The organism is Salinivibrio sp. HTSP (assembly GCF_003390965.1).
Lineage (GTDB): Bacteria > Pseudomonadota > Gammaproteobacteria > Enterobacterales > Vibrionaceae > Salinivibrio > Salinivibrio kushneri.
The window spans coordinates 1-16183 of the sequence record NZ_PXUD01000028.1; the positions used below are offsets into that span (position 1 = coordinate 1).

Consider the following 16183-nt stretch of genomic DNA (forward strand, 5'->3'; position numbering starts at 1 on the left):
GCCCACCGCGACATCAACACGCTGCAAAATGTCAGGATTTAAAGTGAGGTTGCTGATGTGGTGGAACATTTTCCCCCCTTGAGAGGCGCCATCGACGGTGATATCCAGATCTTGTTCGGTAAAACCACGGATATTAATGCGCTGGGTGAGCGAGTGCGTGCCCCCCACATCCACACCGGGGATATCACGCAATAGATCAGAGAGGTGATCCGGTTGCTTGACGGTGAGATCCGTTTCTCCCAGGTAACGGGATGAGCTGGACACTTGCGTCCCCCATACTGAGACAGTTTCTATGCTTTCATCCTCAAGATTATCAGCAGCCACCGCAGGGGCACATAGAGCACTGGCTATACTAAGCGTCAGCAAGCCCAGACGTGCTGGGACAGGTAGTAACAACGTCATACTTCATTTCCTTCGTGGATAACCCAAATAACTAAATGATACTAATTCGCATTTATGTTACTATTTCAGTGCTTTTCAGGAAGAAAAAACAATTATGCGCATGCATCAAGCTTTTATGCGTAGAGCGTTTATGCGGCGTGTTACGGAGGAATACGATGGCAGCACCCGTCTCTGTTGTTTGCACACAGCGAGAGTCCAGCGCAGATGGTCACGCCGAGATCATGGCTAATCACTCAAAACGGACGCAATCCTTGGTACGGGGACAGTTTTCACATACTTCATGTCCGGGTGGGTTGCATATCGATAGCGGGATCACCGATGAATTATGTGATGCCAATGTCCTCCACCGTGCCCATCAGGGGATCATGCTAGTGATAGTCCTCGAGGGCGTGCTGGAGTTTGCCTACGATGACCACACGTATCGGTGCAATGCATGCCACCAGCCCCAAGCACTTGCTGTCTCCGTGTGCCGTGACAGCACCTTTCGTCGTCGCTTAATTGCAGGGAATCACCTTAAAAAAGTGAATATATTGCTACCGCCCGAGTGGCTTGATGGGTATGCAGACGAGCAAGCCTTGCCACTGCTTAGTGCCTTGCATCGTCATCATTTAGGCTGTGTACGCTGGCAACCTAGTACCGCCATATTCGACCCCATTCACGCCTTATTACCCCGCTTTAGTAGGCAAAACGAGGCTGATCCCCTGACCCAGCACTTACATGCACTCACCATCATCAAGCATCTGTGTGAGCAAGCCTCTCATCTAACCATTGAGTCTGTTACCGAACTCATCCCTGCCACTCATGAGCCACAAATCGCAAAAGCCGTCGCGTATATTGAAACTAAGCTGCACACCGCATTAACCTTATCGACCATTGCACACGCATGCGGCCTGAGTCGCAGCACACTGCAGCGCCGTTTTCGTACCCATCTAGGCGTGCCCGTTTCAGATTACATCCGTCGTCGTCGGTTGGTGGTGGTCAAAGAAAAGTTACTGCATGAGGCGATTTCAATTGGCGAAGCGGCTTACTGGGCGGGCTACCATCATCCCTCTAATTTTGTTACCGCCTTTAAGCGTCAGTTTGGCATGACCCCCGGCCAATTGATTCAATCGCAAACCCATACAATGTGATCATGGTATGTGTGTATACTCATCCTATTGGCATGAAAAGGAAAAAGTATGAGACAGGGTCGCCGCTTTGCACTAACGGCTGGGTTATTGATTGCCGCACTGGGTGCTGGTGCGCTTTACATCGTTCGCTCGCAACAAGTCACCGCACCGCCGAAAGCGTCTGATACCGCACCGGCATTTATCACCGTCAACTCGCAAGCCGCTCTTGATGCAGAGCTCGCCAGCGCCGCGGCTAATCAGCAAATCGCTTTGGTTGATTACTACGCCGATTGGTGCATCCCGTGTAAACAATTCGCGCAAAAAACCTTCACTGACCCGGCAGTGGCTCAGCAGCTTAGCCACATGCATCGGATTAAAGTGAACCTGAGTGATAATCGTCCTGACGATTTTGCGTTAATGCGCAGCCAAGACGTGGCCGGGCTACCCACACTCGACTTTTGGTTAGCCAATGGAGAGCGTAATGCGACCGCCCGCATTACCGGCTTTTTAGCCCCTCAAGCTTTCATGGCGCACCTACGTCAGCATGGATTGCAGCATGAAGTAAAAAGCGAGCACTGATCAACCTCTTAGTTCTCTTGTTACAAAATTGATAAACCCCATATCTGGTGGTAGTTTTATTGAAAACAAAGGGAAGATAGCCGCATTATGGAAGCGCAACACACCATCGTTATCGCCGACGATCATCCACTGTTTCGGAATGCCCTCTTTCAATCCGTGCATATGGCGATAAGCGGTGCCAATCTGCTAGAGGCAGACAGCTTAGACAGTCTAAATCAGATCTTAGCGCGAGATGCTGAGGTCGACTTGGTGCTGCTCGACCTAAAAATGCCTGGCGCGAATGGCATGTCGGGCTTAATTGCGCTGCGTCACCATTATCCTACCCTGCCGATTGTGGTGATCTCTGCCAGTGAAGAGCCGAGCGTGATCCGCCAGGTGCGCGCTCATGGTGCCTTTGGCTTTATTCCTAAATCCAGCGATATGCGTGCATTGGTACAATCGTTAACCCAAGTGCTCGAAGGCACCCCCTGCTTTCCTGATGATCTCGGCGAAGACGATGAAAGCGAGCGCTTATCTGACAAACTCGCCACACTGACGCCACAGCAGTACAAGGTGTTGCGGATGCTATGCGATGGGCTTCTGAACAAACAAATCGCCTACGACCTGTCGGTTTCCGAGGCGACTATTAAAGCGCACATGACGGCCATCTTTCGTAAGCTAGGAGTAAAAAACCGCACTCAAGCGGTGATTTTATTGCAGCAATCTAATATCGAACTTTGATACGCTAGCGCCCCAGACACCGACTTTGGAGCGCTTATGTTAAGTATTCTTGCTACGCAATTCGTGATTTTATGGGCCGTGATCGACCCTGTCGGTAGCGTGCCCATTTATCTCTCACAAACCAGCCACATGTCCGCCAAACAAAAACGCCGTGTCGCGGTGAAAGCCGTGGCAATTGCCTTTGCTATTTTGCTGTTCTTTTTAATTGTCGGTCAGATTTTGCTCGAAGCCATGCAAATCCCCTTGCCCGCGTTCCAAGCAGCTGGTGGTTTGGTATTACTGTTGTTTTCGTTAACCATGATTTTCGGTGAAGGAAAACCCGGCCAAGAAGCCAAAATGCTGAGTGAAAACGTGGATAAAGCCGAAATTGCCGCCACCGCAGTTTATCCGCTCGCCGTCCCTTCCATTGCTTCCCCTGGTGCCATGATGGCGGTGGTCATGCTCACAGATAACAATCGGTACGCCATTGCTGAACAAGCGGTGACCGCTGGGGTGATGTTTTTTGTATTGGTCGCGACCTTGGTCTTACTCCTCGGGGCCAATGTGATTCACAAAGTGATTGGCAACGTCGGCGCGTCGATTATCAGCCGCGTCATGGGGCTGATACTTGCCTCGGTCGCCGTTGCTAATTTGCTCGAAGGGATCCAAAAGTTTTACCACTTAACTTAGACCTTTGGCGCAAATCTTGGCTGGCTCAACCCGAGCCAGCCGTACCTAGCTCACAAAAACCCTGCTTTTTCCGATCATTATCACTTACTGCGCTCGACTAAAGTTGCAATGTCGCGCTGTTCATCCCCTGCTATCGTCTTCAAGTAACATTCCATTAACGTGCTAAACAAGGAGAAGGCGATGGCGTTTCAAAGCAAGGAACACGCGAAAGCCTACTGGGACAGAAACGTAAAACTGATGATCAGTCTGCTGATTGTCTGGTTTGTTGTCTCATTCGGCTGTGGGATCTTATTCGTGGATGCCCTCAATACCATTCAAATTGGTGGCTATAAACTTGGATTCTGGTTTGCTCAGCAGGGATCGATTTATACCTTCCTCGGCATCATATTTGTGTATGCCAAACAAATGCGCAAACTCGATCGCGAGTTCGGCGTGGACGACGAGTAAGAGGACTAACACATGGATTTAAGAACCATTACTTATATTGTTGTCGGGTTCACGTTCGCCCTCTATATCGGGATTGCGATCTGGGCACGCGCAGGCTCCACCAAAGAGTTTTATGTCGCCGGTGGCGGGGTTAACCCTGTGGCCAACGGGATGGCAACCGCTGCCGACTGGATGTCAGCCGCGTCCTTTATCTCTATGGCTGGCTTGATCTCATTTATGGGCTATGGCGGTTCGGTGTTTTTGATGGGCTGGACCGGCGGCTTTGTGCTTCTCGCGCTGTTGCTCGCCCCTTATCTACGTAAATTTGGCAAATTTACCGTGCCAGAGTTTGTCGGTGAACGCTTCTACTCAAAAACCGCGCGCATTGTTGCTGTCGTTTGCTTGATCATCGCCTCTGTCACCTATGTTATCGGCCAGATGAAAGGGGTCGGGGTGGCTTTCGGTCGCTTCCTAGAAGTGGACTATTCCACCGGGCTATTAATCGGGATGGTGATTGTGTTTATGTATTCCGTGATGGGCGGGATGAAGGGCATTACCTACACCCAAATTGCTCAGTATTGCGTACTCATTTTGGCTTACACTATTCCCGCAATCTTCATCTCCCTCAAACTGACAGGCAACCCATTCCCACAGCTTGGTCTAGGCAGCACCATGGCAGGCACGGATCAGTACTTGCTCGACCGGCTTGATCAGGTGGTGACCGAACTCGGCTTTGTCGAATACACCACCGCGGTGCGCGGCAGTACACTCAACATGTTTGCCTACACCATGTCACTGATGATAGGTACCGCCGGTTTGCCCCACGTTATTATCCGCTTCTTTACGGTGCCTAAAGTGCGTGATGCACGGACATCCGCCGGTTGGGCGCTGTTCTTTATCGCGATTTTATACACCTCAGCACCTGCGGTGGCGGCGATGGCGCGCTTAAACTTAATGGACACCGTCAATCTGCCTAATGGCGACAACCTTGTCTATGACGAGCGTCCAGACTGGTTTAAAAACTGGGAAACCACCGGGCTTTTGGGCTTTGAAGACAAAAACGGTGACGACAAGATCCAATACACTTCGAACCCAGACACCAATGAGCTACGTGTTGACCGCGATATCATGGTGCTGGCAAACCCAGAGATTGCCAAACTCCCTAACTGGGTGATTGCCCTGGTCGCCGCCGGGGGCTTAGCCGCTGCCTTGTCGACCGCGGCTGGGCTGTTACTCGCGATCTCGTCAGCGATATCCCATGACTTGATAAAGGGGGTCGTCAATCCGAATATCAGTGAAAAAGGCGAGCTACTGGCAAGCCGGATATCCATGGCATTAGCGATAGCGGGTGCAGGCTATTTGGGGCTCAACCCACCAGGCTTTGCGGCCGGGACAGTGGCCCTGGCGTTCGGCTTGGCCGCATCATCGATTTTCCCGGTGCTGATGATGGGGATCTTCACCAAAACCATTAACAAAGAAGGGGCGATTGCGGGTATGGTCGCGGGGATCAGCGTCACCCTGTTCTATGTATTCCAGCATAAAGGGATTCTGTTTGTCGCGGATTGGACCTACTTAGAAAGCCTGGGTAGCAACTGGATACTGGGTATCGAGCCAAATGCCTTTGGCGCGGTGGGCGCTGTGTGTAACTTTGTGGTGGCAATCATTGTTTCACGCCTGACCAAAGAAACACCGCAAGAGGTACAAGATTTGGTCGAGCACGTTCGTATGCCATCTGGAGCCGGTGATGCACAATCACACTAATCCGGTGTTCATCTATCAAGCCCCTTCGGGGGCTTTTACACGGTTTGTAACTTCCAGCCAAGGAGAGGCATGATGTCAACGGTCACGCGTTTGCTCACCAATAAACATGTGGTTATTGCGATGCTGGTTGCGCCAGTATTAGCGGTGATCACCTATTTTGCCGTCGATGCCAGTGTGTCTGAGCCGCCTAAAGCCGCTCAGCCAGGACAGAGTTACCCGCTGGCGGTCCGTTCTAACTGTCGCTATACCAGTGGCTTCTGTCAGCTCGAAAATGGTGATATGAAACTCAAACTGGAATCGCAGGGGGTTGATAACAACCGGCTAACGCTGCGGTTAGTCAGCGAGCTGCCGTTGGAGGGCGCACAAATCGGCCTGACAGACATCACACCGCAAACCATGCAAATCCGCGATGAAACAGGCACGACCTGGACGGTTAGCCTCCCCGCTCCAAGCAGTGAGGAGACGCAAATTCGTCTAGCCGTCAGTATGAAGGGGAGCCACTACTACGCAGAAACGCCAGTGACATTTATCGAGCATAAAACATTTTATACCGAGCACCAACAATCTCAGGACGCTTCATAGCGTCAGCCTCGTCATACCGCGTCAGTACGAAAGGTAACCACTTACGCATCAGGCGACATCAAGGATGCTCGGATCGCCGCCACGATGGTGGCGATTTTGTTTTCATACGCTTGCTCCGTTAGCCAATGACTGACATCCGCCCATCCATCACCGTCCAGATGGGCGAGCTCATCAAGGTCAATATGTCCATCAACCGGATTAAAGTGCCCTGCCACTTTAACGATGCCAACATCGGTTTCTAAACGGGGTAACGAAAAAGGGGTCATGATTTTCCTCGCTGTTGTAGTAACGCACGCAACTTGAGCGGCTTTACCGGTTTGGAGAGATACATAAAGCCTAGTCCAGTCACGGTCTGTTGTGTCTCGGCACTGCGGTCAGCACTGATGATCACTCCCTGAAAGCAACACCCTAGTTTTAATTGGCATTGTTGAAGCACTTGCAGTCCGGTTTGCTGGTTCGCCAAATGGTAATCGCTCAGCACAAACTCAGGCTGCCATTGGTCACCGATCGTCTTGATCGCGCCACTCACATCGGGGGCGCAGCGAACGTCGCATCCCCACCGTGATAAAAGCTGCGCCATTCCATCTAAGATCTCTTGCTCATTGTCTACACATAAGACACGGCAACCTTCGAGCTCTCGCGCCGAAGCGGTGGCAGGCACCACCGGGCTTGACTCAATCTTTTCCGCTTGGCTCGCATTCACTGTCATTGAGAACACCGTGCCCCGACCCGGCCAGGACTGCAATGCCAGAGGCTGAGAGAGGATTTGGCTAATGCCCTTCGCGATCGCCAACCCTAAGCCCAGCCCCTGCTCGGCCCCTTCGCGGTCAATGCGGGTGAACTCTTGAAAGATATCTTGCTGACGCTCAAGGGGGATCCCATCACCGTCGTCCCATACCTCAATGCGGTAGTCGCGTCCTGCCCGTCGCACACCTAACACCACTCGGCCCTCAGGATTGTAGCGAAAGGCATTGGTCAAAAAGTTTTGTAGTACTCGGCGCAGCAAGTTCTTATCAGACTGAACCCAAACCTGGCTGGTCACAACGCGAAAGTCCAATCCTTGGCGACGCGCTAACACCCCAAATTCCGCTTCAAGCGCATCAAAGACTTCACACAATGGAAAGGACTCAATCCGTGCTTTCATTTTGCCCGACTCCAGGCGCGAGATATCGAGCAAGTCACCAATCAACACTTCCGCACTTTCTAGTGCGCTCTCTATATGCTGAGCAACGGCTTCGGTATCTCGATTGGCCGCCATTTCACTGAGTGATGAAGCAAACAAACGTGCCGCGTTAAGTGGCTGCATCAAGTCGTGACTGACGGCGGCTAAAAAGCGACTCTTCGACTGTGAGGCGGATTCGGCCTTGCGGGTGGCATCAATCAACTGGCTATTCAGTCGCTCTAATTCCCGCGTTCGCGCTGTCACCCGCGCTTCAAGGGTTTCATTAGACTGCTTGAGCGCCGCTTCCGCATCCCGAAACGCGGTGATATCGGTGAAGGTCATGACAAACCCCCCGCCTGGCATCGGATTGCCCTGCAACTCAATCACCCGTCCGTCTGGATGCACACGCGAAGAGGTATGCGGCTTTCGTCGTGTTAAGTGCAGGACCCGCTTGCTGACATGTTCTTCCGGATCACCCGGCCCACAGAGTCCGCGCTGGGCATTGAATCGAATTAAGTCCGCGACCGGTCGCCCGACCTGGATAAGCCCGGGTGGAAACTGAAACATATCAATGTAGCGCTGATTCCATGCCACCAGCCGCAGTTGCTTATCCACCACAGAGATCCCTTGGTTGATATGCTCAATCGCCCCTTGCAGTAATCCCCGCGAGAAATCGAACAACTCAGAGGCTTCATCAACAATGGTGGCAATTTCTTCCAATTGCATGTTGCGCCCCTGCAAGGCTGATGAAAGGACTAAGCGTGCCGATGACGAGCCAAATACCCCAGCCAACACCCGCTCGGTGTGACGGATCAGCGGTGCGCTGGCCTGTTGTTGGGGCATCAGCTCTTCACCACGCTGCTCGGCAAATTGGCTAAACGCCTGACGCATACGCCGACGGCCAACAAAGCGTGCCGCGAGCATTTCTAGCTCCGCCACGGTGACTCGGCTTTGATACAAGCGCGCGTCATCGTTTTCCGGCAGTGGCATGCCAACAAACGCAGCGGCCTGTAAACGCTCACTGAGTGAGGGTCGCGTGAGTAAAGACACCACCACAAAGCCCAGGGCATTCATTAACATACTGAAGGCCAGCCCCCAATCCACGGTATTGAGGTGAGTAAAAGGTGCAAAGTCGGGAGGGGTAATAAGCCAAATCAATAGATTAGATTGCCCATCCCCTGCCAGCATGCCGGTTTGAGTCATCATGGTCACCAGCCATAGTGAAAACCCTATCAGTAAACCCGCATAAACGCCTTTTTTGTTGCCTTGACGCCAGTACAAGGCACCAATCATCGCAGGGGCAAACTGCGCAATGGCCGCGAAGGAGAGAAAGCCGATTTCCGACAACGTGGGCACAGTAAGGATGAGATGATAGAAGCCCCACGCTGCAATTAAGATCAAAAAGATCAGCGCACGGCGAACATTGAGTAACAGCCCAGAGAACTGCGCAAAGTTACGTGATTTCAGTTTCATGCGCCGCAACAACAGTGGCATCACCAAGTCATTGGATACCATGATCGCCAGCGCAATGGTGGAAACAATCACCATCCCGCTGGCAGCCGATGCCCCACCCATAAACGCTAGTAGCGCCACTCCCTCAGCTCCTACCGATAGCGGCAACCGAATCACGTGAGTATCGGCAGGCGCCCCAGGTAACAACGCTTGCCCCGCGTAGGCGAGCGGCAGGACAAAAATCAACATCAGCAACAAGTAGGTCGGGAAGACTTTACGCGCGGTATTCAAATCACTCGCGCGCGTGTTCTCCACCACCATGGTGTGAAACTGGCGCGGCAAGCAAATGATCGCCGCGCCCGTCAAAAACGTGTGGATGATTAAGCTACCCACATCCGGGCGACCAATCACGCCAGAGTCCTCCAAACTCACAGGCAGGCTCGGCGCTTGAAATAACAGCCACACCACAAAGATCCCCACCCCAAGAAATGCGACCAGCTTGACGATCGACTCGAACGCGACTGCCATCATCATCCCTCGGTGGTGCTCCGTACTGTCGATATGCCGCGTACCAAATAACACGGTAAATACGGCCAAGGAGATACACACAAGCCAGGCGATTTGGGGTTGAGCCAAGCCAACGCTTTGCCCTAGCTCTGGGGAAAGCACATCAAGTCCCATGGCGATCCCGCGCAGTTGCAACGCGATATAAGGCAGCACGCCCACCACGGCAATCAAGGTCACCATCACCGCTAAGCCCTGCGATTTGCCATATCGCGCCGCGATAAAGTCGGCAATAGAGGTAATGTGCTCGCGCTTGGCGATCAAAATCATGCGGGCAAGAAAACGCCACCCAAGGGTAAACACCAGAATAGGGGCAAGATAAATCGGAAGAAATGACCATGGCGAGCTGGACGCTTGCCCAACGGTGCCGAAAAAAGTCCAAGAGGTGCAATACACCGCGATAGAAAGGCTATAAATCCACGGACGCCATGAGCGTAACCAGCGCGGCTGACGATCACCATACCAAGCAATCGCAAACAGTGCGCCCATATAAAGCAGTGAAACAGAGACAATTACCCAGCCTTGTGTCATGACTCCCTTCCTGACGCAATCCTTTGCCGAACCCTTGAGCTGGGTGTAACACGGTACCGGCGCCCACTCAATCGTCTCGTATTCGCTTTGTGGGCACCTTAGCTAACTTTACTGCAAGCCTAACCGGGCTTTATTACAGTTTAGGTCTGCCTATGCCACCTTAGCTTGCTTGGCACGCCAAAAGGCCGGTTCACGCAGCGGTAAAACAAAAACAGGCAGCGCGAGCAGTGCCATGGTATAGAAGGTGCCAGAAGGCGATACGGCATAAATCCACCCGCTTGCCGTGGTCAGCGCCGCCACCACTGCCCCCATTGGTAACGCATTGTACGCCGCTTGTGTGGCCACCAATCGCGCCCCACACTCGCGCTGAATATACTGCATCGCGCCCAGGTGCGCGCCGGCAAACGTAATGCCGTGGAGCAGTTGCACCAGGATCACTGGCACCGCAGCGGTCGTCGTCCCTGTGATCCCCCAACGCAGCAATACACCCACAGCCGCCAATTGGAACAAGGCTTTGGATGACCAGCCATTAAAAAGCCGCGCGCCTAAAGCAAAGACGGCTACTTCCGCCACCACCCCGAGGCTCCACAAATAGCCGACAATGCTCTCACTATATCCAGCCTGCTTCCAGTAGATCGCACTAAAACTGTAATACGCTGCGTGGCTGCCTTGCAGCAGGGAGGCGATTAACAAGAACACGACCACCTGACGGTCGCGGAAAAGCTGACGCATCGAGACTTTGCTATTGGTCATATCGCGCTCGCTTTGTGGCATCAATGTCGGCCGACGCAACGTCAGCAACAAACAGGCAGACAAGCCGCCAATCGCGACCCAAGGAATAATCGCCGCCGATTGCTCGGTCACCAGCCACCCGGTCAAACTCGACCCAATAATAAAGGCGATCGATCCCCAAAGACGGGTTCGACCATAGTCGATAACTTTATGGCGCGCATAATAGTTGGCAAGCGCATCTGACAGCGGGACGGAGGGCCCAATGGCAAGATTAAACAACACAGTCACCAAAGCAAGCCACCACACATTGGCTCCCATTAAGGGGTGCAATACACACGTCACTAACGCCATGAGCGTCAATGCCCTCAGAGCGGGCAGCAAGGCTTCAACCTGTTGCACACGCGGTGTAAAGACTAAGTTAGCCACACAACGGGTCGCGAAACCGAGTCCTATCAAGGTGCCGATCACACCTGAATTTAGGCCTAGGTACTCAAACCATACCGCCCAAAACGGCAGATACACACCATAGGAAAAAAAGAAGCCACCAAAGTATTCTGACAGCCAGCGAAACGGAGAACATTGGGTTACGGTCATCTCATTACTTCACATTAAGATAGATACCCGCTAAGTGTCGCAGCTCTGTGCGAGGAAAAAAAGACACGTGCACCACGATTGTCAACAAATGCGTGGGGGTGGCCAATCCGTATACGTCCTTGGCTAGACTAAAGTCGGCTAGCGAGATCGAAAAGGGTGAGACACACTGTGAATACCACAGTGAGGAGTGCGACTATGCCTGAACCTTTTGACACCTCTCATGCGCCCTTTGACTGCCTAACCGCATCACAAGTCAAACAATGCCGCCAAGCACTCGACGTTGCCTACTTTCGCCGTGGCGACACCCTGATCCAACCCGGTGATACGGGCGAGCAGCTCTTTATCATTATTAAAGGCAGCGTGGAAGAAGTGTCAGAAGACGGTAAGGAAGTATTTTCTCATTATACCACCGACGACTTATTTGACGTGCCAGCGCTGCTTAATGGCACTGCCAAACATCGATACCGTGCGCTAGAAGATACCCTCTGTCATTTATTGCCTGCTGAGGTGTTTCTCGCCATTTATCATCATAATCACGCGTTTCGAGGCTACTTTGATACCAACCTTCAGCGCCGACAAACGCTGATGGTGCAAGCGCGTCAGCAGCAAAACCTCGCCGAGTTTATGCTCACTCGGATTGATGACAGCAATATTCAACCTGCCTTGTGTGTCGCCTCCGACGTACCCCTGCATGTTGCCACCGCCCAGATGAAAGCCGAGCGCTGCGACTGCGCCTTGGTAGATGATGAAAAGGGCGACTGCGGCATTATCACCCGCACCAATTTGCTTCATGCGCTCGTGCTAGAGGGCTACGATCAATCCGTGCCTGTTGGCGAGGTGGCCACACGTCCGGTGATCAGTGTGGAACGCGGCGACTTTCTCTTTCACGCCATGATTAAGATGACACGCCAGCGCGTAAAACGTGTCCGGGTCGTCAATGAACACGGAAACACAGCAGGGATGCTCGATCTTCCTCAGGTACTGAGCCTCTTTTCCACTCACTCTCACGTGCTGAACTTACAAATAGCCCGCGCACAAACCATTGACGAACTGGTGATCGCCGCAAACAGCCAGAGCAAGCTGGTACACACCTTATTTAATAATGGCATTCACACCCGCTTTGTAATGCAGCTTATCGCCACCGTGAATGAGCAAATCATGGAAAAAGCGTTCCGCTTGTTAGTGCCCGAGGCTTACCAAAGCCAGTGTTGCTTGGTGGTAATGGGCTCTGAAGGGCGCGGTGAGCAAGTGCTTAAAACCGACCAAGACAACGCATTAATCCTGGCCGACGATCTCAACTGGCCCGATTGCCAGCAAGTGATGGAGACCTTTTCACACACGCTCTATCAACTCGGTTACCCGCCGTGTCCGGGTCACGTGATGGTCAGTAACCCCAAATGGGTGAAAACCGCCACGCAATGGCAGCAAACCGTGCGAAATCTAGCACAAAGCGCCAATCATCAAAGTGTCATGGACTTGGCGATCCTCGCTGACAGCCAGCCGATCGCCGGCGATCTGAGTCTGATTGATGCGATCCAAGCCCCCCTCAACGACACCTTGACCGACAATATGTTGACGCTCAACACCTTTGTCCGCCCTGCACTCGCCTTTCGCGTCCCTCTCACCGTGTTTGGCTCGCTCAAAAGCAGTAAAGAAGGGCTAGATATCAAAAAAGGCGGGATTTTCCCCATCGTCCATGGCGTGAGAACCATGAGTTTAGAAAAGGGCGTGCGCCACACCAACACCTTTGAGCGGCTGGAGCAGCTTGCCAACCTAGGGGCACTGGCGGAAGAAACGGCGGAAAACCTCTCCGAGGCCTTGAAGCTGTTTATCCGATTACGTTTAAGGCAACAATTGAGTGGCGAGCCACAAAGCAATTACCTCGACGTGGCTCACCTCCCTTCGAGCGAACGCGACTTGCTGCGCCACGGGCTGCATGTGGTGAAAAAGTTTAAAGAGTCACTCGCTTTCCATTATCACGTGAGGGACTAATGTGAATTGGCTGACTCGGCATTGGTACCGTCATCGTCTACGACACTCACCCTATCGGGACTTATTTTTGCCCCCCGACTCAAACACGCTGATTTCACTGGACTGCGAGACCACCAGCTTGGATCCGCATCGTGCAGAGTTGGTTACGATTGCGGCCACCCCGATCAAAGGTAACCGAATCCTCACCAGTCACGCCCTCACCTTGACACTGGCCGCGCCAGAAAGTCTGAGCGCCGGCTCGGTCAGAATTCACCAACTCCGCCACCAAGATCTCACCCATGGAGTCAGTGGGGAACAGGCGATCACTGCGCTGGTCGACTTTATTGGTAACCACCCCTTAGTTGGTTACCATATCCGTTACGATAAATGCATTCTTGATCGTTACGCGCGCCAGTATCTTGGCTTTCCACTGCCCAATCCTCTGATTGAAGTCAGTGATATTTATCAACGCAAACTCGAGCGCCTGCTCCCTAATGCCTATCACGACATCAGCATGGAAGCCATTAGTCGTCACCTCGATGTCCCTTTGCCGGCCCGGCATGATGCGTTGGATGATGCGCTCGCCGCGGCATTGATTTACGTCCGCCTCACCCAAGGTGAGATGCCCATGCTGCAATCCAAATAACGCATCGACGCGCGACTGGCGCACGCACGCAACGACAAAGTGGGATCCAGCCCCCACTATCTGGCCTGACAACTGCGCAAATCGCTTAAAAATCAATGGGGTCATCCTAAAGTCTAATTGTCGGACAACCCGATATGTCACACCTTTACTGCATGGTTTTCGTTTGCCAGGCAGCGGTAATGCCTGACATCTCATGACATGGAAGCGCCGCGTGGAGCATCGCGGACACGAGGAGAAACAGGATGAGCGATAGTCACGTATACCCCGTCATGCCTTCAATTGCACAAAAGGCACACGCGGATGAAGCCAAGTATCAAGCACTCTATCAGCAGTCAGTGAGCGACCCGGAAGGCTTTTGGCGCGAGCACGGGCAAATTCTGGATTGGATGACGCCTTATACCAAAGTCAAACACACCTCGTTTGATACCGGCCATGTGGATATCCGCTGGTTTGAGGATGGTACCTTGAACGTGGCAGCCAACTGTATTGACCGTCATCTTAAAGACAAAGGCGATCAGGTTGCCTTAATTTGGGAAGGCGACGATCCAAAGGACGATGCCACGCTCACTTATCACCAACTCCACCAGCAAGTATGCCAATTTGCCAATGTCTTAAAAGACAACGGTGTCAGAAAAGGCGATGTGGTGTGTCTGTACATGCCAATGGTGATGGAAGCGGCGGTGGCGATGCTGGCCTGTGCCCGTATTGGTGCCGTGCATACCGTGGTGTTTGGCGGCTTTTCTCCCGAAGCACTGGCAGGCCGGATCATTGACTCGAATGCCAAGGTAGTGGTGACCGCCGATGAAGGAATACGTGGTGGCCGTGCGGTGCCCCTGAAGAAAAACGTCGATGATGCCCTCGCCAATCCCAATGTGAAGTCGATTGAAAAAGTGGTGGTCTACCAACGCACCGGCGGCGATATTGACTGGCACAACCATCGTGATGTCTGGTGGCACGAGGCCACTGCGAAGGTGTCTGATAACTGCCCTGCCGAAGAGATGAAAGCCGAAGATCCTTTGTTTATTCTCTATACATCTGGCTCCACAGGCACGCCAAAAGGGGTACTGCATACGACTGGTGGCTATCTGGTGTATGCGGCGATGACCTTTAAGTATGTCTTCGACTATCAAGAGGGAGACGTGTTCTGGTGTACCGCGGATGTTGGCTGGATCACCGGCCACAGCTACTTGGTATACGGGCCGCTGGCCAACGGCGCGAAAACAATCTTATTTGAAGGCGTCCCCACTTATCCAAGCACCGCACGAATGAGTGAAGTCGTCGATAAGCACCAAGTGAATATTCTTTACACCGCGCCGACCGCCATCCGTGCATTGATGGCCAAAGGCAATGAAGCCGTCGCTGGCACCCAACGCGACTCACTGCGGATCATGGGCTCGGTGGGTGAACCCATTAACCCAGAGGCGTGGGAGTGGTATCACAGCACCATTGGCAACCAAGCTTGTCCGATTGTCGACACCTGGTGGCAAACGGAAACCGGCGGGATCTTGATCACCCCACTGCCCGGCGCCACCGCACTGAAACCGGGCTCGGCAACGCGTCCTTTCTTTGGCGTACAGCCGGCCTTGGTGGATAACATGGGCCATATACTCGAGGGCGCCACCGAGGGTAACCTCGTGATGCTCGACTCGTGGCCAGGACAGATGCGTACCGTCTTTGGCGATCACGACCGCTTCGAGCAAACTTATTTCTCCACCTTTAAAGGCATGTACTTTACCGGTGACGGGGCGCGTCGTGATGAAGACGGCTATTACTGGATCACCGGGCGCGTCGATGATGTCCTCAATATCTCGGGTCACCGAATGGGTACCGCCGAAGTCGAATCCGCGCTCGTCGCATTCGATAAAATTGCCGAAGCCGCGATTGTTGGTGTGCCACACGATATCAAAGGCCAAGCGATCTATGCCTATATCACCCTTAATGCCGGTGAAGTGCCCAGTGCCGAACTCCACAAGGAAGTCAAAGAGTGGGTGCGCAAAGAAATTGGCCCGATTGCGACGCCCGACTTCATCCACTGGACGGATGCACTGCCTAAAACCCGTTCAGGCAAAATCATGCGTCGCATTCTGCGCAAAATCGCCACCGGTGATACCGGTAGTCTGGGCGATACCTCGACATTGGCCGATCCCAGTGTGGTGGATAAGCTTATCGCAGAAAAAGAAAGTGTGGTCTAACCCTCACGAAAGATTGCTTAGCAACCTTTGCCGCCTGCGGGCGGCTTTTTTGATCCCCAGCACACGGGAAACGGAACTCTTTCCCTCCCTC

General features: G+C 53.0%; 14 protein-coding genes. 10 read left to right on the top strand and 4 right to left on the bottom strand.

Features of this window, described 5'->3' with window-relative positions:
• On the bottom strand, nt 1-402 hold a 402-nt coding region (locus C7A19_RS05905; RefSeq protein WP_155522548.1), incomplete at its 3' end, for a TonB-dependent receptor plug domain-containing protein.
• Nucleotides 403-557: 155 nt separating this feature from the next.
• Between C7A19_RS05905 and C7A19_RS05910 the strand changes: the two genes are divergently transcribed.
• From C7A19_RS05910 to C7A19_RS05940, 7 genes are all read left to right on the top strand, one after another.
• Nucleotides 558-1532, top strand: a complete 975-nt coding sequence (locus tag C7A19_RS05910) for an AraC family transcriptional regulator (protein WP_158012131.1) — start codon at nt 558-560, stop codon at nt 1530-1532.
• A gap of 48 nt (nt 1533-1580) precedes the next feature.
• Complete coding sequence (locus C7A19_RS05915; protein WP_077459091.1) at nt 1581-2090, top strand: thioredoxin fold domain-containing protein; 510 nt, start codon at nt 1581-1583, stop codon at nt 2088-2090.
• Nucleotides 2091-2177: 87 nt separating this feature from the next.
• Nucleotides 2178-2810 carry a response regulator transcription factor gene (locus tag C7A19_RS05920; protein WP_116644436.1) on the top strand — a complete coding sequence of 211 codons (633 nt, stop codon included), beginning with the start codon at nt 2178-2180 and terminating at the stop codon, nt 2808-2810.
• Nucleotides 2811-2846: 36 nt separating this feature from the next.
• The gene (locus C7A19_RS05925) at nt 2847-3479 is read left to right on the top strand and encodes a MarC family protein (RefSeq protein WP_069361525.1); all 633 of its coding nucleotides are present in this window, start codon (nt 2847-2849) and stop codon (nt 3477-3479) included.
• A 180-nt stretch (nt 3480-3659) separates the two neighbouring features.
• Complete coding sequence (locus tag C7A19_RS05930; protein ID WP_046074540.1) at nt 3660-3926, top strand: DUF4212 domain-containing protein; 267 nt, start codon at nt 3660-3662, stop codon at nt 3924-3926.
• A 12-nt stretch (nt 3927-3938) separates the two neighbouring features.
• Nucleotides 3939-5666 (top strand): sodium:solute symporter family protein, encoded by a 1728-nt coding sequence (locus tag C7A19_RS05935; RefSeq protein WP_069361526.1) that lies wholly within the window; start codon nt 3939-3941, stop codon nt 5664-5666.
• A gap of 69 nt (nt 5667-5735) precedes the next feature.
• On the top strand, nt 5736-6248 hold the full coding sequence (locus tag C7A19_RS05940) for a hypothetical protein (protein ID WP_235614270.1): 513 nt from the start codon (nt 5736-5738) through the stop codon (nt 6246-6248).
• Nucleotides 6249-6289: 41 nt separating this feature from the next.
• On the opposite strand, the gene C7A19_RS05945 is transcribed toward C7A19_RS05940, so the two are convergent.
• The 3 genes from C7A19_RS05945 to C7A19_RS05955 form a co-directional block, all read right to left on the bottom strand.
• Entirely contained in the window at nt 6290-6514 is a 225-nt protein-coding gene (locus C7A19_RS05945) for a hypothetical protein (RefSeq protein WP_069361528.1), read from the bottom strand.
• Nucleotides 6511-9957, bottom strand: coding sequence for a hybrid sensor histidine kinase/response regulator (locus tag C7A19_RS05950; RefSeq protein WP_116644437.1), 3447 nt, complete (start codon nt 9955-9957; stop codon nt 6511-6513). The genes C7A19_RS05945 and C7A19_RS05950 overlap by 4 nt, the downstream gene beginning before the upstream one ends.
• A 150-nt stretch (nt 9958-10107) precedes the next feature.
• The gene (locus C7A19_RS05955) at nt 10108-11283 is read right to left on the bottom strand and encodes a 3-phenylpropionate MFS transporter (protein WP_116644438.1); all 1176 of its coding nucleotides are present in this window, start codon (nt 11281-11283) and stop codon (nt 10108-10110) included.
• 195 nt (nt 11284-11478) lie between these two features.
• Between C7A19_RS05955 and C7A19_RS05960 the strand changes: the two genes are divergently transcribed.
• The 3 genes from C7A19_RS05960 to acs all read left to right on the top strand — a co-directional run bounded on the left by C7A19_RS05960 (nt 11479) and on the right by acs (nt 16092).
• Nucleotides 11479-13275, top strand: a complete 1797-nt coding sequence (locus C7A19_RS05960; RefSeq protein WP_116644439.1) for a DUF294 nucleotidyltransferase-like domain-containing protein — start codon at nt 11479-11481, stop codon at nt 13273-13275.
• Between the two features lies 1 nt (nt 13276).
• Entirely contained in the window at nt 13277-13900 is a 624-nt protein-coding gene (locus C7A19_RS05965; RefSeq protein ID WP_069361532.1) for a 3'-5' exonuclease, read from the top strand.
• A 242-nt stretch (nt 13901-14142) separates the two neighbouring features.
• Nucleotides 14143-16092: an acetate--CoA ligase gene (acs, locus tag C7A19_RS05970; protein ID WP_102504542.1), complete on the top strand. Its 1950-nt coding sequence runs from the start codon at nt 14143-14145 to the stop codon at nt 16090-16092.
• Nucleotides 16093-16183 lie beyond the last annotated feature (91 nt).

Excerpts from the sequence above, each read along its gene's own strand:
- C7A19_RS05910 (WP_158012131.1), top strand. The coding sequence starts at position 558 with ATGGCAGCACCCGTCTCTGTTGTTTGCACACAGCGAGAGTCCAGCGCA.
- C7A19_RS05915 (WP_077459091.1), top strand. The coding sequence starts at position 1,581 with ATGAGACAGGGTCGCCGCTTTGCACTAACGGCTGGGTTATTGATTGCC.
- C7A19_RS05920 (WP_116644436.1), top strand. The coding sequence starts at position 2,178 with ATGGAAGCGCAACACACCATCGTTATCGCCGACGATCATCCACTGTTT.
- C7A19_RS05925 (WP_069361525.1), top strand. The coding sequence starts at position 2,847 with ATGTTAAGTATTCTTGCTACGCAATTCGTGATTTTATGGGCCGTGATC.
- C7A19_RS05930 (WP_046074540.1), top strand. The coding sequence starts at position 3,660 with ATGGCGTTTCAAAGCAAGGAACACGCGAAAGCCTACTGGGACAGAAAC.
- C7A19_RS05935 (WP_069361526.1), top strand. The coding sequence starts at position 3,939 with ATGGATTTAAGAACCATTACTTATATTGTTGTCGGGTTCACGTTCGCC.
- C7A19_RS05940 (WP_235614270.1), top strand. The coding sequence starts at position 5,736 with ATGATGTCAACGGTCACGCGTTTGCTCACCAATAAACATGTGGTTATT.
- C7A19_RS05945 (WP_069361528.1), bottom strand. The coding sequence starts at position 6,514 with ATGACCCCTTTTTCGTTACCCCGTTTAGAAACCGATGTTGGCATCGTT.
- C7A19_RS05950 (WP_116644437.1), bottom strand. The coding sequence starts at position 9,957 with ATGACACAAGGCTGGGTAATTGTCTCTGTTTCACTGCTTTATATGGGC.
- C7A19_RS05955 (WP_116644438.1), bottom strand. The coding sequence starts at position 11,283 with ATGACCGTAACCCAATGTTCTCCGTTTCGCTGGCTGTCAGAATACTTT.
- C7A19_RS05960 (WP_116644439.1), top strand. The coding sequence starts at position 11,479 with ATGCCTGAACCTTTTGACACCTCTCATGCGCCCTTTGACTGCCTAACC.
- acs (WP_102504542.1), top strand. The coding sequence starts at position 14,143 with ATGAGCGATAGTCACGTATACCCCGTCATGCCTTCAATTGCACAAAAG.